At 67.1% G+C, this 20032-nt stretch carries 22 protein-coding genes and 3 tRNA genes; 17 read left to right on the forward strand and 8 right to left on the reverse strand.

The features are described from left to right. The first annotated feature begins 14 nt into the window (after positions 1 to 14). Together J2X70_RS11015 and J2X70_RS11020 are read left to right on the forward strand one after the other, a co-directional pair. Positions 15 to 422 (forward strand): type IV pilin protein, encoded by a 408-nt coding sequence (locus J2X70_RS11015; protein ID WP_025875246.1) that lies wholly within the window; start codon positions 15 to 17, stop codon positions 420 to 422. Between the two features lie 45 nt (positions 423 to 467). Beyond that, positions 468 to 544: transfer RNA gene (locus J2X70_RS11020), tRNA-Asn, on the forward strand. Between the two features lie 52 nt (positions 545 to 596). Here the strand turns inward: J2X70_RS11020 and J2X70_RS11025 are convergent. Further along, positions 597 to 1091: a GspH/FimT family protein gene (locus J2X70_RS11025; RefSeq protein ID WP_059063703.1), complete on the reverse strand. Its 495-nt coding sequence runs from the start codon at positions 1089 to 1091 to the stop codon at positions 597 to 599. 176 nt (positions 1092 to 1267) lie between these two features. Between J2X70_RS11025 and uvrB the strand changes: the two genes are divergently transcribed. The 3 genes from uvrB to J2X70_RS11040 all read left to right on the forward strand — a co-directional run bounded on the left by uvrB (position 1268) and on the right by J2X70_RS11040 (position 3646). Then, positions 1268 to 3292 carry an excinuclease ABC subunit UvrB gene (gene uvrB / locus J2X70_RS11030; RefSeq protein ID WP_032975714.1) on the forward strand — a complete coding sequence of 675 codons (2025 nt, stop codon included), beginning with the start codon at positions 1268 to 1270 and terminating at the stop codon, positions 3290 to 3292. A 107-nt stretch (positions 3293 to 3399) separates the two neighbouring features. Further along, positions 3400 to 3474, forward strand: a tRNA-Val gene (locus tag J2X70_RS11035). A gap of 97 nt (positions 3475 to 3571) precedes the next feature. Next, positions 3572 to 3646, forward strand: a tRNA-Val gene (locus J2X70_RS11040). A gap of 112 nt (positions 3647 to 3758) precedes the next feature. On the opposite strand, the gene J2X70_RS11045 is transcribed toward J2X70_RS11040, so the two are convergent. The 5 genes from J2X70_RS11045 to J2X70_RS11065 all read right to left on the reverse strand — a co-directional run bounded on the left by J2X70_RS11045 (position 3759) and on the right by J2X70_RS11065 (position 5595). Beyond that, positions 3759 to 4091, reverse strand: coding sequence for a hypothetical protein (locus J2X70_RS11045; RefSeq protein ID WP_033830769.1), 333 nt, complete (start codon positions 4089 to 4091; stop codon positions 3759 to 3761). Positions 4092 to 4333: 242 nt separating this feature from the next. After that, entirely contained in the window at positions 4334 to 4531 is a 198-nt protein-coding gene (locus J2X70_RS11050) for a hypothetical protein (RefSeq protein ID WP_025875237.1), read from the reverse strand. Positions 4532 to 4562: 31 nt separating this feature from the next. Further along, positions 4563 to 4754, reverse strand: coding sequence for a hypothetical protein (locus tag J2X70_RS11055; protein ID WP_032975717.1), 192 nt, complete (start codon positions 4752 to 4754; stop codon positions 4563 to 4565). A 65-nt stretch (positions 4755 to 4819) separates the two neighbouring features. Then, positions 4820 to 5014: a hypothetical protein gene (locus tag J2X70_RS11060; protein ID WP_025875233.1), complete on the reverse strand. Its 195-nt coding sequence runs from the start codon at positions 5012 to 5014 to the stop codon at positions 4820 to 4822. An 11-nt stretch (positions 5015 to 5025) separates the two neighbouring features. Continuing rightward, a complete protein-coding gene (locus J2X70_RS11065) occupies positions 5026 to 5595 on the reverse strand; it encodes a TlpA disulfide reductase family protein (protein ID WP_025875231.1) in 570 nt (189 codons plus the stop codon). Between the two features lie 107 nt (positions 5596 to 5702). On the opposite strand from J2X70_RS11065, the gene J2X70_RS11070 reads away from it, so the two are divergent. Continuing rightward, positions 5703 to 5843, forward strand: a complete 141-nt coding sequence (locus tag J2X70_RS11070; RefSeq protein WP_162887621.1) for a hypothetical protein — start codon at positions 5703 to 5705, stop codon at positions 5841 to 5843. An 8-nt stretch (positions 5844 to 5851) separates the two neighbouring features. Here J2X70_RS11070 and J2X70_RS11075 read toward each other — a convergent pair whose 3' ends face one another. Both J2X70_RS11075 and J2X70_RS11080 read right to left on the reverse strand, forming a co-directional pair. Beyond that, the gene (locus tag J2X70_RS11075; protein WP_025875229.1) at positions 5852 to 6139 is read right to left on the reverse strand and encodes a hypothetical protein; all 288 of its coding nucleotides are present in this window, start codon (positions 6137 to 6139) and stop codon (positions 5852 to 5854) included. A 39-nt stretch (positions 6140 to 6178) separates the two neighbouring features. Further along, positions 6179 to 6946 carry a MipA/OmpV family protein gene (locus tag J2X70_RS11080; protein WP_099783498.1) on the reverse strand — a complete coding sequence of 256 codons (768 nt, stop codon included), beginning with the start codon at positions 6944 to 6946 and terminating at the stop codon, positions 6179 to 6181. Positions 6947 to 7090: 144 nt separating this feature from the next. On the opposite strand from J2X70_RS11080, the gene J2X70_RS11085 reads away from it, so the two are divergent. The 11 genes from J2X70_RS11085 (at position 7091) to uvrC (ending at position 20029) form a co-directional block, all read left to right on the forward strand. After that, positions 7091 to 7762 carry a response regulator transcription factor gene (locus J2X70_RS11085; protein WP_032975718.1) on the forward strand — a complete coding sequence of 224 codons (672 nt, stop codon included), beginning with the start codon at positions 7091 to 7093 and terminating at the stop codon, positions 7760 to 7762. A 1-nt stretch (position 7763) separates the two neighbouring features. Continuing rightward, a complete protein-coding gene (locus J2X70_RS11090) occupies positions 7764 to 9107 on the forward strand; it encodes a HAMP domain-containing sensor histidine kinase (protein WP_309910327.1) in 1344 nt (447 codons plus the stop codon). 70 nt (positions 9108 to 9177) lie between these two features. Further along, complete coding sequence (locus J2X70_RS11095) at positions 9178 to 11589, forward strand: DNA internalization-related competence protein ComEC/Rec2 (protein WP_309910329.1); 2412 nt, start codon at positions 9178 to 9180, stop codon at positions 11587 to 11589. Between the two features lie 3 nt (positions 11590 to 11592). Further along, positions 11593 to 12255, forward strand: a complete 663-nt coding sequence (locus tag J2X70_RS11100; protein ID WP_025875219.1) for a MotA/TolQ/ExbB proton channel family protein — start codon at positions 11593 to 11595, stop codon at positions 12253 to 12255. A 3-nt stretch (positions 12256 to 12258) separates the two neighbouring features. Next, positions 12259 to 12681 (forward strand): biopolymer transporter ExbD, encoded by a 423-nt coding sequence (locus J2X70_RS11105; protein WP_025875217.1) that lies wholly within the window; start codon positions 12259 to 12261, stop codon positions 12679 to 12681. Next, positions 12678 to 14426 carry a lipid A export permease/ATP-binding protein MsbA gene (gene msbA / locus J2X70_RS11110; protein WP_025875215.1) on the forward strand — a complete coding sequence of 583 codons (1749 nt, stop codon included), beginning with the start codon at positions 12678 to 12680 and terminating at the stop codon, positions 14424 to 14426. Before J2X70_RS11105 ends, msbA begins: the two co-directional genes overlap by 4 nt. Continuing rightward, positions 14426 to 15445 carry a tetraacyldisaccharide 4'-kinase gene (gene lpxK, locus J2X70_RS11115; RefSeq protein WP_025875213.1) on the forward strand — a complete coding sequence of 340 codons (1020 nt, stop codon included), beginning with the start codon at positions 14426 to 14428 and terminating at the stop codon, positions 15443 to 15445. The genes msbA and lpxK overlap by 1 nt, the downstream gene beginning before the upstream one ends. Positions 15446 to 15520: 75 nt before the next feature. Continuing rightward, positions 15521 to 16294 carry a 3-deoxy-manno-octulosonate cytidylyltransferase gene (gene kdsB / locus J2X70_RS11120; protein ID WP_309910332.1) on the forward strand — a complete coding sequence of 258 codons (774 nt, stop codon included), beginning with the start codon at positions 15521 to 15523 and terminating at the stop codon, positions 16292 to 16294. Continuing rightward, complete coding sequence (locus J2X70_RS11125; protein ID WP_025875211.1) at positions 16291 to 16779, forward strand: low molecular weight protein-tyrosine-phosphatase; 489 nt, start codon at positions 16291 to 16293, stop codon at positions 16777 to 16779. The genes kdsB and J2X70_RS11125 overlap by 4 nt, the downstream gene beginning before the upstream one ends. Next, complete coding sequence (locus J2X70_RS11130) at positions 16776 to 18188, forward strand: nhl repeat protein (RefSeq protein WP_032975725.1); 1413 nt, start codon at positions 16776 to 16778, stop codon at positions 18186 to 18188. Before J2X70_RS11125 ends, J2X70_RS11130 begins: the two co-directional genes overlap by 4 nt. Continuing rightward, positions 18185 to 20029, forward strand: a complete 1845-nt coding sequence (uvrC, locus tag J2X70_RS11135) for an excinuclease ABC subunit UvrC (protein ID WP_059063713.1) — start codon at positions 18185 to 18187, stop codon at positions 20027 to 20029. Before J2X70_RS11130 ends, uvrC begins: the two co-directional genes overlap by 4 nt. The last annotated feature ends 3 nt before the right edge of the window (positions 20030 to 20032 follow it).

Raw genomic sequence — 20032 nt, forward strand, 5'->3', positions numbered from 1 at the left:
GAGGATCCACATCCATGCAGTCTTTCCGTGCGCCTCATCGCTCAGCGGGCTTTACGTTGATCGAATTGATGATCGTGGTGATCGTCATCGGCATCCTGGCGGCCATCGCCATTCCTTCGTACCAGCAGTACGTACTTCGATCACACCGTGCAGTAGCCAAAGCGGACCTGGCCGAGTACGCGCAACGTGCGGAGCGCTATCACTCCAGCAACAATTCCTACTCGGGCTACACCCTGCCCAGCAAGGTCTCGCCACGCGAGGGCGGGGCGACGCGATACGACCTGAGTTACAAGGGCGATGGTTCCACGTTCACGATCACGGCGTCTCCTTCGGGTACGCAGGTCAAGGACAGCTGCGGCAAGCTGACCCTCGACCAGGCCAACCGGAAGACCTCGGAAGGAGCGGTTTCCGATTGTTGGTAGTGGGTGTTGATCTTCCAGGATTCGACCAGTACAATGCGCCTCCCCGCCCGAATAGCTCAGCCGGTTAGAGCACTTGACTGTTAATCAGGGGGTCGTTGGTTCGAGTCCAACTTCGGGCGCCAGATACTGCAGAAGCCGCGAGAAATCGCGGCTTTTTGCTTTTCTTTGCTCTGTTCAGCACGGCAGATCGCGGTTGCTGCGTTCACTGCGGGTACGCCCGCCATTGTTGACCACCAGCTTGCCGTGCAGGTGTCTGCCAGCGCAGATGCGCAGGGTCAGATTGGCGCCGGGGCTTCGCCCATCCGCCTGGAAAAACAGGAGCGGCCGTCCGCTGCTGGCGTGTGCCAGGATCGAGACATCGTCGCGGCCACGGTGATGGGCCAGGATGGCTTCCGGCGTTGCTGGTGGGCCCCGCCGCAGGCCACTGCGATAGATGATCCAGCCGGCACTCCAGTCGTCCGTGCACTGATGCCCGTCTTCGCTGGCGCACACGCCGATCAGTTCACGCCGGATCAGCGCTTGGCTGCGCGCGCTGGAGAGACTGGCATGCAGCGTCAGCTGCAGTGCGTCGGCGCGGTGGCGCAGCAGTGTTGACTGCAACGTCGGCCATCCTGCCGCCAGCAATACCGAAAGGACGGCAATAATCGTCACCAGTTCAATCAGTTGCATGCCAAGGGCGGGGCCGGGGACAGGGGGGCGTTTCAAGGGCGCGGTCATGGAGCGAGCGTCGCCCCTTTCAATGGGGGTCGCCATCGGGCATCCCCCTGCCGGTCTCCCCGGCTTCCCCTCAGCCGACCGTCACCGGACGCCCCCTATACTTACCTTCCCCGAGACCTGGCAACACCATGAGCGACAGTTTTCAACTTGTCTCGCCGTATTCGCCGGCGGGAGACCAGCCCGATGCCATCGCCAAGCTGACCAGCAATTTCGAGGCCGGCGTCGCCAAGCAGACCCTGCTGGGCGTCACCGGCTCGGGCAAGACCTACACCATCGCCAACGTCATCCAGCAGGTACAGAAGCCGACGCTGATCATGGCGCCGAACAAGACCCTGGCAGCGCAGCTGTACGGTGAGTTCAAGGCGTTCTTCCCGCACAACGCGGTGGAGTACTTCGTCAGCTATTACGATTACTACCAGCCGGAAGCCTACGTGCCGTCGTCGGACACCTTCATCGAGAAGGACAGTTCGATCAACGAGCACATCGAACAGATGCGGCTGGCGGCGACCAAGACCCTGCTGTCACGGCCGGATGCGATCGTGGTGGCGACCGTGTCGGCCATCTACGGCCTGGGTGCGCCGGAAGACTACCTGTCGCTGCGCCTGATCCTGTCCAAGGGCGAGCGCATCGACCAGCGCGACCTGATCAATCACCTGACCCAGCTGCAGTACACGCGCAACGAATACGAGCTGCAGCGCGGTACCTTCCGCGTGCGCGGTGAAGTGATCGACGTCTTCCCGGCGGAGTCGGACAGTGAGGCCCTGCGCATCGAACTGTTCGATGGCGAGGTGGAAAAGATCACGATGTTCGATCCGCTCACCGGCGAGACCATGCGCAACCTCATGCGCTTCACCGTGTACCCGAAGACCCACTACGCGACCACGCGTGAACGGGTGCTGGCGGCGGTGGAGACCATCAAGGTCGAGCTGAAGGAGCGGTTGGAGCAGCTGTACGCGCAGAACAAGCTGGTCGAGGCGCAGCGCCTGGCCCAGCGCACCCAGTTCGACCTCGAAATGATGGCCGAAGTCGGTTTCTGCAACGGCATCGAGAACTACTCGCGGCATTTGACCGGCAAGAACGCGGGCGAGCCGCCGCCGACCCTGTTCGATTACCTGCCGGCTGATGCGCTGCTGGTGATCGACGAATCGCACGTGACCATTCCGCAGATCGGTGCCATGTTCAAGGGTGACCGGTCGCGCAAGGAAACCCTGGTCGAGTTCGGCTTCCGCCTGCCGTCGGCGCTGGACAACCGTCCGCTGCGCTTCGAGGAGTGGGAGGCGCGCTGCCCGCGCAGCATCTATGTGTCGGCGACACCGGGTCCGTATGAATTCCGCGAGGCCGGAGAGGACATGGCCGAGCTGGTCGTGCGCCCGACCGGCCTGATCGACCCCGTGGTGGAGATCCGCCCGGTCGGCACCCAGGTCGATGACCTGATGAGCGAGGCCAACGAGCGGATCAAGGCCGGTGACCGCGTGCTGGTCACCACCCTGACCAAGCGCATGGCCGAAAACCTCACCGAGTACCTGACCGAGCACGGCATCCGCGTGCGCTACCTGCACTCGGACATCGATACCGTTGAACGCGTGGAGATCATCCGTGACCTGCGTCTGGGCAAGTTCGATGTGCTGGTCGGCATCAACCTGCTGCGCGAGGGGCTGGACATGCCCGAGGTCTCGCTGGTGGCGATCCTGGATGCGGACAAGGAGGGCTTCCTGCGCTCGACCGGCTCGTTGATCCAGACCATCGGCCGTGCGGCGCGCAACGTGCGCGGCAAGGCGATCCTGTATGCGGACAAGATCACCCGTTCGATGCAGGCAGCGATCGATGAGACCGACCGCCGCCGCACCAAGCAGGTCGAGTACAACCTGGAGCACGGCATCACTCCGCGCTCCGTGGCGCGGCCGATCGTCGACGTGCTGGAGGGCGCACGCTCGGACGCCGCCGAGAAGGAGTCCCGCAAGGGCAAGGGCAAAGGCCGTTCCGGGGTGGCAGAGGACACGGTCGACTACCGTTCGCTCAGTCCGGCGCAGCTGGCCGCTCGCCTCAAGGCCCTGGAGCAGCGGATGTACCAGCATGCCAAGGACCTGGAATTCGAGGATGCCGCCCGGGTGCGCGACCAGATCAGGCAGCTGAAGGAAGCCAGCCTGGGCTGAACGCGGTAATGCGGCTTTTCTTCACAAAAGTATTGCGCTTGCCGGTCGTCGTCCGTAATATACGCGGCCTGCACCGACGCAATCGCGGCGCTGCAGAAGCAACAAACGGGCGGTTAGCTCAGCGGTAGAGCACTACCTTGACATGGTAGGGGTCACAGGTTCGAACCCTGTACCGCCCACCACGAAGTCCCCCAGGGGGCTGTCGTGAGCATGAAAAGCCCGGCCCTGGCGCCGGGTTTTTACGTAGAAGCACCAGCCTGCGGGCTGCACGGAATATTTGGGCGGTTAGCTCAGCGGTAGAGCACTACCTTGACATGGTAGGGGTCACAGGTTCGAACCCTGTACCGCCCACCACCGGTTCCCGGCATGGCCGGAGCAGCGGTGGAAACGATGAAAGCCGGCCCTGGGCCGGTTTTTTTGTGCCTGCGATCCGCGCTCGTTCCAGCCTGGCCGGCTGCTGCCAGCGTCAACCGCGTTGCTCGACACTGGCGCTGCGCTGCAGCTGCCAATGACCATTCACACGCTGCCACAGTTGCAGCATTCCCCGGGCGTGCGATTGCCCGCGCTGTTTACCGTCGGCATCACCGTGCACGCGAGCGTGGGCCACCTGCAGTACGCGATCCGCACTCAGGCGCAGGATCTGCACGCTCTGGCTGTCCGTCTGGCCGTAGCTGGCAGGCGCGCGGGCGGCACGTTGGGCGTCGGCCTGCAGGATCTGCATCCGCAGCGAATCGCTTCCGGTACCGCCGTCGCGGTTGCACAGACCGGCCATCAACAGCAGCAGGGCAAGCATCGGCATGGCACGGTGCTCCGGAGAAGGGAGCCCAGCGTTGCACTGTGGCCTGCGCTGTGAAATCGGCATGCGACGAAGACCGGAAAAGCGCGTGCCAAGCGCCGTCTGCAAGGATGAATCCGGGCCGCAGAAAAAAGGGCCGCCCAATCGGACGGCCCGGTGCAACGCCCAGTGCAGACGGGGCGCCTCATCCATGCAGGAACTGTGGCCGGGAAGCCGAAGTCAGGTCCTGCGCTGGATGGGGTGGATCAGGGAACCTGGCAGCAGACGCGTCCGCCGCTCCAGCGGCCGTTGCCGCCGTAAGGACAGCCCGGCGTGTACTCACAGCCCGGTGCGAACCCGGCCTTGGCCGGGGTGGTCGCGAAGGCCTGCGCGGCACCGAATGACATGGCGGCCACCACGACGAGGCCGGCAATGGACGAGAACAGCTTCTTCTTTCCGATCATCTGTATCTCCTTTGCAGAGCTTCGAGGCGGGTTACATGGGGTCGCAGCAGACCAGCAGGCCGTGGGAGCCTGCGTTGCCATAGGGGCAGCTCGGATGTTCCTTGCAGCCCGGCGCGAAGCCGGTCTTCACCGGAGTGGCGAAGGCCTGCGCGGCGCCGAATGACATGGCGGCCACGACGACGATGCCGGCAATGGACGAGAACAGCTTCTTCTTTCCGATCATGTGTATCTCCTTGGAATGGCGATGGAACATGAAGTCACCGCGTGCGGGGCGGTGTCGAAGCGGGATCAGTTGGCGACGCAGCAGATGCGCGTGCCGCCGGCGCGGCCATTGCCGCCGAACATGCATCCGGGGGTATCCACGCAACCCGGTGCAAAGCCGGTCTTCACCGGTGTGGCGAAGGCCTGTGCGGCCCCGAATGACATTGCAGCAACGATGACGATACCGGCGACGGACGAGAACAGCGTTTTCTTCCCGATCATGTGTATCTCCTTCAGTTGGTGTGGCTTCCCGGATTCATTGCGTTGGCGACGGCCTGCACCGTCCCGGTGTCGAGCTGGCCGACATGCTTGTAGGCGATGCTGCCATCTGCGGCCAGCACCATCAGCATCGGTGTCAGCGTGGCGCGGTAGCGCTTGGAGACTTCGCCCTGATCGTCGACGGCGATCGGAAACGCCAGCGCGTGCTTGCCTGCGTAGTCGGCAAGCTGGTCGTACGGTGGCAGGCCCACGCCCACCAGCTCGGCACTGCCTCGCGCAGCCGCGATCTGCTGCAGTTGTGGCACCGAGGCCAGGCAGTAACGGCAGGCGGTAGAGAAGAAGTAGAGGATCTGCGGCACGCCGCGCGCGCCACCGATATCGACATGGGTCTGCTGCGTCGTCCGCAGGGTCAACAGTTCAGGCCGGGTGCCGGTGGCAAGACCATGCGCGTCCAGCTGCGTCTGCTGCAGCTGCGCCGCCATCTGTTCGTTGACCTGCCGCAACTGGCGGTTCTGCCAGGAGAGCATGATGACCAGTGCGGCCAGCAGCAGGGCGACTACGGGAAACAGTGCACGCTTGAGCATCGATCATCCTTGAACGCCGCGTTGCATCGACCATACCGGAAACAGCAACAGGAATGTCAAGCTTTTGTATCATCGGTGACGCAGTTCCCAAACCTCAGGACGCCACCATGAGTGACCATGCTCCCGTTTCCCGGCCTAACCCGATCATCGAACTGCTGTTCGGCGGCAACATGCTGGAAGGCACCTTCAAGGCCGTGATCTGGGTCGCACTGCTGTCTGCGGTGCTGGCCTGGACGACCTTCCGCTGACGGGACGCTCAGGCCGCAGTGAAGGCCTGGCGCAGGCTGCGCAGCGTCGCCTGGCGATATTCGGCCGCACACGGCTCGCCCATTTCCAGCTCCTGCAGGCGCAGGCCGACCAGGGTCATCGACAGTGCGTATCCGCGCGCAGCATCGGCAGCGCGTGACAGGCCAAGTGCACGTCGGGTCAACGCGTCCACATGATCCATGTCCGGCAGCAGGCCCAGGTAGGCGCGCTCGGCGCTATCCAGATCCGGCGCGCGCAGGATCGCGTTGGCATCGGCGGTGGGGGTGACAGCGGCCATGCGGGATCCTTGTTGTCCGTGGGGCGGATGCAGGTTCGGTCAGAACGCGCGCATCAGCGAGATGAAAGCGGAGGTCTGGCTGCTGCGCCGTGCCATCGGGCTGTCTTCGACGGCATCACCGAACCACTGGTTGGCGACGACGCCAGTTGCGCGCCATTTCGTACCCAGGGGCGTGCTGACCGCGATCTGCAGGCTCGGCGAGGTGGCACTGCCGGGCTTGTAGGCCGCCAGCCCGGAGCGCAGTGCTTCCTCGTCGCTGATGCCGTAGTAGTAGTCGAGCAGGCGGGCGCTGGAGTGCACCACGCCCACGCGCGGCACCCAGGTGAAGCGGCCGGCCTGGATCGGATAGCTGTAATGCAGGCTGGATTCAACACCGCCGCCGTGCCCGCTTACTTCGCGCTTCACGCTGGCCGCCACCGCGCCCCAGTCGGCGCTGTAGTCGGCGTTGATGCCGACCATCGCCGACATCTGCCGGCTGTGCAGGCGGCGCAGCTGCGGATCGTTCACGTCGTCGGTCTTGAAGCGCAACGTGTAGGGCGTCGCCACCGCCGACAGGCGCAGGCCGTCGGCCTTGTAGAGGTTCATGCCAAGCGAACCGGGGCTGGCGAAGAAGCGCTTGCCCTGCCAGGACAGCGCCGGCAGCACCAGCGGCTTGTCGTCATAGTGCGCGTAGGCGCCAGTGGTCGCGCCGAAGGTGATGCCGGCCTGTACCCCCGGAGCCTGTTCCTGCGCGGAGGCCAGCAGCGGCGTGGAGAGAGCGACGGTGCACAGCAGGGGGCGCAGCAGGGTGGGGGACAGTGAGGTCATCGATGTAGTGCGTTGCAGGGATGGCGATGCATGCTGCGCGCGCAACATTGTCGGAACATTGCGCAGGCGCAATCTGCTGGCATCGCCGCCACCTGCACGCCGAAGGCACTATGATCGGCACCGTTTCCGGTTGCCGAGCCCCCGATGCGCATTCTCCTGGTCGAAGATGACCCCGATCTCTCGCGAGCCCTGCAGTCCGGGCTTGAGCGCCAGGGTGTGGTCGCCGACGTGGTCGGCAGCCTGGCCGAGGCTGCGCTCGCCCTGCGTGAGCCGGTGCATCAGCTGATGCTGCTCGATCGGCAGCTGCCCGATGGTGATGGCGTGGGCTTCGTGGCGACTGCCCGTGCGCTGCGGCCGAACCTGGCGGTGATCATGCTCACTGCCAAGGGTGGGCTGTCGGACAAGGTGGAGGGGCTGGATGTCGGTGCCGATGACTACCTGGTCAAGCCGGTGGCGATCGAAGAGCTGATGGCGCGCATCCGCGCCGTCTCGCGTCGACCGTCGGCGATGGTGACCCCCCGGTTGCGGCTGGGCCGGCTGGAGTTCGATTTCGAATCGCTGCAGGCGCAGGTGGACGGCCAGCCGGTTGCGCTGCCGCGGCGGCAGGTGCTGGTGCTGCAGGCGCTGGCGATGCGGCAGGGGCGCACGGTCACCCGCAGCGCGCTGGAATCGGCGGTGTACGGATTCGATGATGAGATCCAGTCCAATGCGCTCGATGCGCATATTTCAAAACTGCGCAAGGCGCTGCAGCAGGCCGGGGCAGGCGTGGAGATCCACGTGATCCGCGGCGTCGGCTATCTGCTGGCGGAGGCCTGAGATGGCACGACCGATTCGTTCGATCACCCTTGGACTGGCGTGGCGGCTGTTCCTGGCGCAGGCCTTCACGGTGTTGTTCGCCGTCGTCGCGCTGATCCTGACTTGGGGCGACAAGGACACCTGGGGTATGGACATGTTCATGGCCGAGAGCGCAGCCAATGCGGTGCACAGCGAAGGCGGCCGTCTGGTGCTGGACGAAGCACGCTGGCAGAAGCTCGATGCGCGTGCCGGTGGCAACCTGTGGTTCGCGGCGGTGGACGATCGCGGTGCATGGCTGCAGCGCGGCACGCTGCCTGCCATCCACGCGCCGCTGCTGGCCCGCCTGCCGACACTGGGTGCCACCGAGCTGGGTTCGCTGGTACCGCCGTACCTGGATGTGGCGCGCGTGATGATCCGCAACGAAGACGGCCGCCGCATCACGGTGATGGTGGGCGGGGCGCCGAAGGGCGGCCTGCTGGATGGCGCATTGATGGTGCTGCGGCTGATCGGCCTGTGGTTCTTCCTGCCGTTGATCGTGGTCACGCTGCTGGTGATGCCGACGGTGATCCATCGCGCCATGCGTGGCGTGCGCCGGTCCGCGCAGCAGGCCAAGGAGCTGGATATCGGCCAGCCCGGTGCGCGCCTGGACGCGCAGCTGGTATCGACCGAGGTCGCGCCTCTGGTCGAAGCGTTCAACGATGCGATCGACAAGGTGCAGCAGGGCTACGCAGCACGCGATAAATTCCTGGCCGACGCCGCCCATGAACTGCGGGTACCGATTGCGGTGGTACAGGCGCGCTTGTCGCAGTTGCCGCAGGGGGAGCTCAAATCGCAGCTGCTGACCGATGTCGCCCGTCTCGGCAACGTCGCCGAGCACCTGCTCGACCTGCAGCGCCTGGACCGGAACGTCGCAGCCTTGCAGCGCCTGGACCTGGCGCATGTCGTGCGCGAAGCGGCCGCCGACCTTGCGCCCCTGGTGGTTGGCGCCGGCTACGGCTTTGAAGTGGATGCGCCGGAGACGCCGGTATGGATCCATGGCGATGGCCTCGCCCTGGGGCGGGTGATCGCCAACCTGGTGCACAACGCCATCGTCCATGGCGGCGGGCGCGGCACCATCTGCGTGCGTCTGGACCTGCAGGGCCTGCTGGAAGTCAGCGACCAGGGCGCCGGCGTGCCGGTCGGTGACCGCGAGGCGATCTTCGAGCCGTTCCACCGCCTGCGTGCTGCTGGCGGTGGCAGCGGCCTCGGCCTGCATCTGGTCAAGGAGATCGTGCAGCACCACGGCGGCACGGTGAGCGTGGGCGAGGCCGTTGGGGGCGGCGCGAGCTTCCGGGTCAACTTCCACCGCGGCAGCGTGCGTCGCTAGCCGGGCGCTGACAACGCCACACGGTGTTGCCTGATGGCTGGGTGAGGCCGCGCCTCGGCACGCTGTGTCGATGGCAGCCGATCGGACCTTGTCGCCCTTGTTTGGCCTCGCGTGCGCTGCCGCTCTGGTTGCCGGTGCGTTGGTCTGCGTGCTGCTGCCGGTGTTGCCACCGCTGTGGGCTTCTGTTGCGGCGACCGTCGTGGCCGCGTTGGGCTGGGTGTTGCGCTGGCGCGGACGCGCGGTGGCTGCGCTGCTGTTCGGCTTGGCCTGGACTTGCTGCCACGGGTATTGGGCAATGCAGGCGCAGCTGCCGGCCGGTTCTGCCGCGCGGGATGTGCTCGTCCGGGGGCAGGTCATCGATCTGCCGAAGGAAACGCCTGCACACACCCGCTTCGAGTTCCGGGTGGATGCGTCCGATGCGATGCCGACGCTGCGTGGAAAGCGGCTGCAGGTGCTCTGGCACGCGCCACGGGGTGGGCCGACCGACGCCGGGCTTGATCAGAGACGTCTCCTGCACGCCGGGGCGGATTGGCAGTTGTCGCTGCGCGTGCGACCACCACGTTCACGCATCAATCCGGGGGGCTTCGATGGCGAGCGGCAAGCGCTGCTGCGTGGGCTGGCAGGGAACGCCAGCGTGCGCGATTCGAATTCCACGCGACAGCTGCGCCCTGCGCATGGTCTACCTGCGTGGCGCGAGCGCACCAGTGCCGCCATTGCCAGGCAGATCGCACACCCGTCGGCGCGGTTCATCCAGGCCTTGGCACTGGGCGATACGCGTGGCCTGTCCGACGTCGATTGGGCGCAGCTGCGCGCGCTGGGCCTGACCCACCTGATCGCCATCTCCGGCTTCCATGTCGGCCTGGTCGCGGGCTTCGCCGCATTGCTGTGTTCTGCGCTCTGGCGATCCTGGCCGGGGCTTGCCCGGTTCTGGCCACGACCGCAGGCGGCGGCCTGTGCGGCGGCGGTGGCAGCAGCCGGCTATGCCGTTGTTGCAGGCAGCGAGCTGCCGACCGTGCGTACTGCGCTGATGATCGCGGTGCTGGCCCTGGCGCGCGTTGCCCGCCGTCCGGTGACGGTAGCACAGGGGCTGGCGCTGGCCGCGCTGGCGATGCTGCTGCCGGCACCGCTGTCGGTGCTGTCTGCGGGCTTCTGGCTCAGTTTCGGTGGGGTGCTGTGGTTGCTGTGGTGCCTGCCGCACGGGCGGCCGAAGGGGTTCGCCGCGATGCTGCGTGGCGCTCTGGCAGGGCAGGGGGTGGCCAGCGTCGCTCTGCTGCCGCTGGCGGTGGCACTGTTCGGTGGCAGCGCACGGCTGGGGCCGCTGGTGAACCTGCCGATCATTCCGCTGTGGAGCCTGCTGGTGGTGCCTCTGGCTCTGCTGGGAACCGCTCTGGAGGCCCTGCGCACCGGGGCAGGGCAGTGGCCTTGGCGCACGGCTGCCTGGGTGTTCGAGGCCAGTTGGCAGCTGCTGCAACCCTTGGCCGAGCACCCACAGGCGATGTGGTGGCTGGCGCAGGCGCCGGCCTGGGCGTTGCCGGCGGCCTTGCTGGGGGTGTTCTGGTGGCTGTTGCCACGCGGTGCCGGGGCCGGGCTTGCCGGTTCTCTGCTGTGCCTGCCGTTGCTGTGGCCGGCACGGTCGGGGCCGCAGCAGGGTGAGCTGGAACTGGTGGTGCACGATGTCGGCCAGGGCGCGGCGGTGCTGCTGCGGACCGCCCAGCACGCACTCTGGTATGACGTCGGCCCGCCAGCCGGCAGCGAGGGCGAGGAGCGGATGCTGCTGCCGACGTTGCGGGCGTTGGGACAGGAGCCGCCGGCACAGGTGATGATCAGTCACGACCACCTAGACCACAGCGGCAACCTCGCCGCGCTGCGCCGGCAATTGCCGGGTCTGCACGTACTGGCTCCACTGGGCAGTGCGATTGCCACGGCCGGCAGCTGCCAACAGGGCCTGCGCTGGCAATGGGACGGGGTCGATTTCCAGGTGCTGCATCCGCCCGCCGCGTTCCCTGCCGTTGGCGGGAAGGGCGCCGACAACGAAGCCAGTTGCGTGCTGCGGGTTGCTGGCGCGCACGGGGTGGTGCTGCTGCCCGGTGACATCGGCCGGCAAGGCGAACAGGCGCTGCTGGCGGGCGCTGCCGATATGCTGCGTGCGGACGTGGTGCTGGTACCCCATCACGGCAGCGGAGGCAGTTCCACGCCGGACTGGGTGAAGGCGGTAGCGCCGCAGCTGGCGCTGGTCTCGGCCGGGCACCGGAACCACTTTGGCCACCCGAAACGTGACGTGGTGCGGCGCTGGCAGGCGGCGGGCGCCGAAGTGCTGTCCACCGCCGAGTCCGGCGCGATCCGCGTATGGCTTGGCGCACAAGGCCTGCAGCTGCGTGAACAGCGTATCCACGCCGCCCGGTGGTGGGATGCCGCTGGGCGGGCGCGGTCGGCTGCTATCCTATCGCCGATCGAACAAGCGGCCGCTGGGCCGGAGGGTTGAAACGTGTGGGAACTGGTCAAGGCCGGTGGCTGGCCGATGGTGCCGCTGCTGCTGTTGGGCGTACTGGCTTTGGCGATCGTCCTGGAGCGTTTCTGGTCCTTGCGGCGTAACGAGGTGCTGCCGCCTGGCCTGGGCCAGGAGGTCCGCAACTGGGCCGCGCGCGGCAAGCTGGACCCGGCGCACCTGCAGACCCTGCGTGCCAATTCACCGTTGGGTGCCCTGCTGGCCGCCGCGCTGGAAGCGCGCAACCGCCCGCGCGACCAGATCCGCGAGCGCATCGAGGACACCGGTCGCCATCTGGTGCACCGCATGGAGCGTTTCCTCAACGCGCTGGGCACCATCGCCTCGGCCGGCCCGTTGCTGGGCCTGCTGGGCACCGTGGTCGGCATGATCCAGATGTTCCTGGGCATCCTCGACCACGGCGTGGGTGATGTGAACCAGCTTGCCGGCGGTATCGGCAAGGCACTGGTGTGCACCGCCACCGGCATGATCGTGGCGATCCCGGCGCTGATGTTCCACCGCTTCTTCAAGGGCCGCATCCACGGCTACGTGGTGGAGATGGAGCAGGAAGCCAGCGCGCTGCTGGATACGCTGGACGGTCGCCCCGGGGTGATGACCCCGGCCCCCGCTGCGCGCGCGTCTTCCGCCGCTACGGCAAAGGCCTGATCGATGCGTATCGGCAACGACCGGTCCCAGGATGAGCCGCATATCGACCTAGTGCCGCTGATCGACGTCATCCTGGTGCTGATCATCTTCTTCGTGGTCACCACCACCTTCGACGCGCGATCGACCCTGCAGGTGCAGCTGCCGACCGCCAGCCAGCAGCAGACCAACGAGCCGCCGCGCTCGCTGAGCGTGCTGATCAACGCTGACGGCCGCTACTTCGTCAACGATCAGGAAGTGCTGCGCAGCGACGTCGAGTCGGTCAAGCAGACCATTGCGGCCGTCGCCGGCAGCGACCGCGAACAGACCGTGCTGCTGCGTGCCGACGCGCGCACTCCCTACCAGGCCGTGGTCACCGCGCAGGACGCGCTGGGCCAGCTCGGCTTCCGTCGTATCGCCATTGCAACAGCGCCAGAGGTGCGTCCATGAGTTCCCATCACGCGCCAGTGTGGCCGATCTACAAACGTCTGCTGGGCTATACCCGCACCTACTGGGTGTTCATGATCGGCGCGGTCATCGCCATGGTGGTCGAAGCCCTGGCCGGCTATCACTTCACCAAGCTGATGGAGCCGCTGGTCAACCGCGGGTTCGTCAACCCCGAGCCGCGCATGGCGGTGATCCTGCCGCTGACCATTCTCGGCCTGTTCCTGATGCGCAGCGTGGCCACCTGGGTCAGCGACTACACGCTGGCCAAGACCGGCCGCAGCGTGGTCCGCGACCTGCGTGAACAGGTGCTGCAAAAGTACCTGCATCTGCCGTCCTCGCATTTCGATGCCGAGGCGACGCCGGTGATGGTCAGCCGCCTGAACTTCGACACCGAACAGGTCACCCAGGCCAGTGCCGATGCGCTGAAGACCGTGGTGGCCGATACCCTGACCATCATCGCCATGCTGGCGGTGATGCTGCAGATGAGCGTCAAGGTGACCCTGGCGATGCTGGTGGTGGTGCCGCTGATCGGCGTGATCGTGTCCTACGTGGGCAAGCGCTACCGGCGCATCAGCCGCGGCATCCAGGACGGCATGGGCACCATGGCGCAGACTGCCGAGCAGTCGCTGGCCGCGCAGCAGGAAGTGAAGGTGCACGGCACCCAGCAGCACGAGATCTCGCGCTACTCGCGCCTGGCCAACCGCATGCTGGCGCTGAACATGAAGGTGGAAGTGACCCGCGCGGCGGCCTCCAGCGTGGTCCAGTTCCTGGCGGCGCTGGCGCTGGCAGTCATCGTCTGGGTGTCCACCCGCGAGGCACTGGCCGGCAAGCTCAATGCGGGCCAGTTCATGGGCCTGATGACGTCGATGATGGCCATCATTCCGTCGCTGCGGCGGCTGACCAGCGTGCAGACTTCGATCTCGCGCGGTGTGGCTGCGGCCGAGCGCCTGTTCGGCATCATCGACATGCCGGTCGAGCGCGACGAGGGCAAGCACGCGGTGCAGCGCGTACGCGGCGAACTGGCCTTCGAGCACGTCATGCTGCGTTACCGTGAAGACAGTGGCATCGCCCTGGACGACATCAGCTTCGTTGCCAGGCCGGGCACGGTCACCGCCATCGTCGGTCGTTCCGGCAGCGGCAAGACCAGCCTGATCCGGCTGGTGCCGCGCTTCTACGAACCCAACGGTGGCCGCATCCTGCTCGACGGCGTTGCCCTGGATGAGTATCCGTTGGCCGATCTGCGCCGGCAGGTGGCCATCGTCGGCCAGAAGGTCATGCTGTTCGACGACACCATCGCGGCCAACATCGCCTATGGCATGGATGCCACCGACGAGCAGATCCGTGCGGCTGCCGAGGCGGCCAATGCCTGGGAGTTCATCGCACGCATGCCGCAGCAGTTGCAGACGCCGGTAGGCGAGAATGGCGCGCTGCTGTCCGGCGGCCAGCGCCAGCGCCTGGCGATCGCCCGCGCGATCCTGCGCGACGCACCGATCCTGATCCTGGACGAGGCCACCGCGGCGCTGGACAACGAATCCGAGCGCCTGGTGCAGGATGCGCTGCAGCGCTTGATGCCCGAGCGCACCACGCTGGTGATCGCGCATCGCCTGTCGACCATCGAGCATGCCGACCAGGTGCTGGTGATGGACCATGGCCGCATCGTTGAACGCGGCACCCACCAGGAGCTGCTGTCGATGGGCGGCCTGTACCAGCACCTGCACAACATGCAGTTCCGCGAAAGGCAGGACTGATGGCGGGCAAAGGTACCCAGACCCCGCCGTACTGGTACGACGGCAGCCCGGCTCCGTGGCCGATGCGACTGCTGGCGCCGCTGTATGCCGGCGTCACCGCGCTGCGCCGGCGCCTGTACCGGCGTGGCTGGCGCAAGCGCCATGCGCTGGCGGTGCCGGTCATCGTGGTTGGCAACATCACCGCCGGCGGCACCGGCAAGACGCCGCTGACCATCGCCCTGGTCGAGCGCCTGCGGGCCGCAGGCTGGAAGCCCGGTGTCGCCAGCCGCGGCTACGGCCGTGAGCAAGCGGACAAGGCACGTTGGGTGGAAGCCGATACGCCAACCGCCCTGGGGGGCGACGAGCCGGTGCTGATCGCCTGGAAAACCGGCGTGCCGGTACGCGTGGACAGTGACCGCGTGGCAGCGGGCAAGGCGTTGATCGCCGCCGGCTGCGACGTGATCGTCTGCGATGACGGCCTGCAGCACTACCGGCTGGCGCGCGACATCGAGATCGAGGTGGTTGATGCCCAGCGCCGCTATGGCAATGGCCGGATGATTCCCGCCGGCCCGCTGCGCGAGCCGGTCAGCCGCGCAGCGGAATGCGATTTCCGGGTGGTCAACCTGGGCCAGGCGGATGGAGCGGCGGCTGCCCAGGCCTGTGGCTTCGGCCAATGGCCGATGGCCCTGCACATCGACAGTGCACAGCCGCTGGCCGGCGGGCGCGCACGTCCCCTTTCGTACTTCGCGGGCCAGCGCGTGCATGCCGTGGCCGGCATCGCCCATCCGCAACGCTTCTTCGACATGCTGCGCGCGCGTGCGATCGGCGTGGTGCCGCACGCCTTCGCCGACCATCATGCCTACCAGCCGCAGGATCTGTCCTTTGGCAGCCAGTTGCCGGTGCTGATGACCGAAAAGGATGCCGTGAAGTGCCGCGCGTTCGCCAATGACTGGCAGTACGCGGTGCCGCTGCGTGCCGAGATGCCTGCTGCTTTCTGGATCGCGTTGACCGATCGCCTGGACAAGCTGCGACCGAACTGAGGGGCCGTGCGGCGCTTGCAAATGCACGCCGCCGGCCGCATTCCTGCTGTATCGCGCCTGCCGAGTACCGCCCGCATGACCGACTTCGTTGTTGCCATCCCGGCCCGCTATGCCGCTTCGCGGCTGCCGGGCAAGCCGCTGCGCCTGCTGGGCGGAGAACCCATGGTGCTGCATGTGGCCCGCCGCGCGCTGCAGGCCGGCGCAGGTGAGGTATGGGTCGCGACCGACGACCAGCGCATTGCCGACGCATTGTCCGGCCTGGCGGAAGTGAAAGTGGCGATGACCGCTGCCTCGCATGCCTCGGGTACCGATCGCCTGGCCGAGTGCGCGCGCATCGCGGGCTGGTCCGATGACACCGTGGTGGTCAACCTGCAGGGCGATGAACCGTTCGCGCCGGCTGCCGGCATCCGCGCCGTGGCCGAGGCACTGGTGGCGGGCAGCGCACCGATGTCGACCCTGGCCACGCCGGTCGAGGATGCCCACACGCTGTTCGACCCCAACGTGGTCAAGCTGGTGCGCAACGTGCGCAACGAGGCCCTGTACTTCAGCCGTGCGCCCATCGCCTGGCATCGCGATGGCTTCGCCCGCAGCCGCGACACCCTGCCCGAAGGCCATCAGTGGCTGCGCCACATCGGCATCTATGGCTACCGTGCCGGTTTCCTGCAGCAGTTCGCCTGGATGCGGCCGGGCACGCTGGAACAGGTGGAATCGCTGGAGCAGTTGCGCGTGCTGGAAGCGGGCTACCCGATTGCCGTGGCGATCTCGCCCGAACCCTTCCCGCCGGGCATCGACACCCCTGAAGATCTGCAGCGCGCCGAAACGCTGCTGCAGGCGATGGCCGCGCGATGAGGCTGCTGGTCGTCTGCCTCGGCAACATCTGCCGCTCGCCGATGGCCGAAGGCGCGCTGCGTGCCCGCCTGGATGCCTCGGCGCTGGCTGGGCGGGTACAGGTCGATTCGGCCGGTACCGGCGACTGGCACGTGGGCCAGCCACCCGACCGGCGTGCCATTGCATGCGCGGCCGGACACGGGGTGGACCTTGGCGGCCTGCGCGCGCGGCAGTTGCAGCGGCAGGACTTCGACGCTTTCGACTGGATCCTGTGCGCCGACGAGGCCAACCTGCGTGACGCCGCACGCCTCGCCACTGCCACCCAGCGCGAGCGCCTGGCGCTGTACCTGCCGTGGTCGGGCGGGCAGGGCGAACGTGCGATTCCCGATCCCTATACCGGTGGCAGCGATCATTTCGAACAGGTCTGGTCGCTGGTCGACGCTGCTGCCGAGCGCACCGTGGCACGCCTGTTGCATCACGCCGACTCCGGCATAATCGGGTCATGAACATCCAGCCCGTCCCGGACCTGCCCGAGTTCGCCGCCTGGCTCAATGCCGCGCCCTGCACCCTGACCGAACTGCGTGGCCGGCCGGTCGCGCTGTTGTTCGTCAACGCGGCTTCCGCATGGAGCGCGCAACGGCTGGCCGAGTTCAGCCAGTGGCTGTCACGCCACCCCGGCAAGCTGCAACCTCTGGTGCTGCAGGTGCCGCGCTTCGACTTCGAGCGTGATGCCACGGCTGCGCTGAAACTGCTGCGCCGCCAGGGCCTGACCATGCCGGTGCTGCTTGATGCCGATTGGGATGGCTGGCGCCGCTTCGGCGTCAGCGCCTGGCCGACCATGGTGCTGCTGGACGCGCAGGGTCGCGAACAGCAGCGCTTGATCGGCCAGGGCGTGCCCGGCGAGCTGGAGCGGGCCCTGAATGCCCTCTGCGAGGGTGCGCCGTCAGCCCCTTCGCGTGGCGGCAGCGAGCTGCACCCCGAACCGCGCCAGGCGCTGCGATTCCCGATGGGTCTGGCGGTGAACCAGGAACGGTTGTACATCGCCGACAGCGGCCACCACCGCATCCTGGAATGCAGTCATGGCGGCCGCGTGCTGCGTCAGTTCGGCTTGGGTACCGCCGACTTCATGGACGGCAACCTCGCCGAAGCCGCTTTCCACCGGCCGCAGGCGCTGGCGCTGGAGCGCGAGTCGCTGTACGTGGCCGACACCGGCAATCATGCGGTGCGCCGCATCAACCTGCTGACCGGGCTGGTCGACACCCTGTGCGGCAACGGCCGTCCGGGCGCCCCCGTGGAAGGGCCGGTGACGCAGCCACGGCAGGTGTCGCTGGATCATCCGGTGGGCCTGGCCATCGCCGAAAACCAGCTGCACATCGCCATGGCCGGCGACAACCGCATCTGGAGTTACCACCTCGGCCAGCGCAGCCTGCAGTGGCGCGCCGGCAGCGGCGCCATCGACGAGCGCGATGGCAGTGGCCATCTGGCCGCGTTCGCCCAGCCCACCGCCGTGGCCGTGGTCCAGCAGGTGCTGTACGTGGCCGATGCGCTGGGCTCTTCGATCCGTTCATTGCAGCTGCGCGGTGACCTGGTGCAGACCCTGGTCGGGCAGGGCACCTGGCGTTTCGGCGAGGACGATGGCCCGCGTGCGCAGGCCAGCCTGCAGTTCCCGCAGGCGATCGCATTGAGCCCGGATGCCCCGTTGTTGTGGATCGCCGACACCGGCAATGGCCGCCTGCGCACGTTGCGCCTGGGCGGCGGCGAACTGACCACCCAGCCCTTGCCGCGGCGTCTGCATGGCCCCGCCGGCCTGGCCGTCGGTGCCGGCGCGGTGTGGATCGCCGAAACCGATTCCCACACCGTACTGCGCCTGGACCCTGACAGCGGCGTGCTCAGCGAAGTGCCGATCAGCGAATGACCGTTGTTCCTGTCCCGACCTTCGATGGCAAGGCATTCGCGGCCCAGCTGAGTACCGCCCCGGGCGTGTACCGCATGTACGCGGCCGACGACACGCTGTTGTACGTCGGCAAGGCCCGCGCGCTGCGCAACCGCGTGGGCAGCTATTTCAACGGCAGTCCGAAGAACGCGCGCATCATGTCGATGCTCTCGCAGATCGTGCGCATGGATGTGACCGTAACGCGCTCGGAAGCCGAAGCGCTGCTGCTGGAAAACCAGCTGATCAAGTCGCTGTCGCCGCGCTACAACGTGTCCCTGCGCGACGACAAGACCTATCCGCATGTGCTGCTGACCCGCGAAGACTGGCCGCGCATCGCCCTGCATCGTGGTCCACGTGCCATTCCTGGCCGCTATTTCGGGCCGTATCCCGGCGTCACCGCGGTGCGCGAGACGCTGAACCTGATGCACAAGCTGTTCAAGCTGCGCAGCTGCGAAGACAGCGTGTTCCGTAACCGCTCGCGGCCCTGCCTGCAGTATCAGATCGGACGCTGCAGCGCGCCGTGCGTGGAACTGGTGCCAGCAGCGGACTACGCCGAGTCGGTGCGCCGCGCGGCGATGTTCCTGGAAGGCAAGAGCGATGAGCTGACCCGGGAGCTCGGCGAGCAGATGCAGGCGGCCAGCGAAGCGCTGGAATTCGAGCAGGCCGCGCGACTGCGCGATCTGATTACTTCATTGCGCAGCATGCAGACCCGCCAGTACGTGGACGGCCGCGCGGCCGACCTCGACGTACTGGCGGTGGCCATGCAGGGCTCGCAGGCCTGCGTGATGCTGCTGGCCTTCCGTGATGGCCGCAACCTGGGCACCCGCCCGTTCTTTCCCCGCACCAACGGCGAGGAAAGCCCGGATGAAGTGCTGGCGGCCTTTGTCTCGCAGTACTACATCGAATTCGAGCCGCCGCGCGAGATCCTGCTTGACCGCGAAATTCCCGATGCCGATCTGATCGGTTCTGCGCTGTCGGCCTCGGCCGAGCGCAAGGTGCAGTTGAAATGGAACGTCCGCGGCGAGCGCGCCGGCTACCTGGAACTGGCCAGCCGCAACGCGCAGTTGACCCTGGCCACCGAGATCAACAGCCGCACCGCGCAGCACGCGCGCAGCGAAGCGCTGCGGGTGATGCTGGGGCTGGCCGAACCGGTGAAGCGGGTGGAGTGCTTCGACATCAGCCACACCATGGGCGAAGCCACCGTGGCCTCCTGTGTGGTGTTCGATGCTGCCGGCCCGGTGCGTGCGCAGTACCGCCGCTTCAACATCAGTGGCATTGAGCCGGGCGATGACTACGCCGCGATGCGCCAGGCGATCGATCGCCGCTTCCGCCGTGCAGTGGAAGAGCAGGGCGTGCTGCCGGATGTGCTGCTGATCGACGGTGGCGCCGGCCAGCTGGCACAGGCCCAGGCGGCGCTGGCCGATCTGGGCGTGGAAGACGTGCTGCTGGTGGGCGTGGCCAAAGGCGTGGAACGCCGTGCCGGCCACGAAGCGCTGGTGATGCCCGATGGTCGCGAACTGCGCCCGGGTGCGGCCGATCCCGCCCTGCAGTTCATCCAGCAGGTGCGCGATGAAGCGCACCGCTTCGCCATCACTGGCCATCGCGGGCGCCGGCAGAAGGCCCGGATGACCAGCAAACTGGAAGACATCCCCGGCATCGGGCCGCGACGGCGCGCCAGCCTGCTGAAGCATTTTGGCGGTCTGGTCGGCCTGAAAGCGGCCGGAGAAGCGGAAATTGCCAAGGTGGAAGGCATCAATGACGCCCTCGCAGCGCGCATCTACGCTAACCTGCACGGGTTGGCCGCGCCGGATCCGGCCGAGTAGAGA

The organism is Stenotrophomonas sp. 1337 (assembly GCF_031455455.1).
GTDB lineage: Bacteria > Pseudomonadota > Gammaproteobacteria > Xanthomonadales > Xanthomonadaceae > Stenotrophomonas > Stenotrophomonas indicatrix.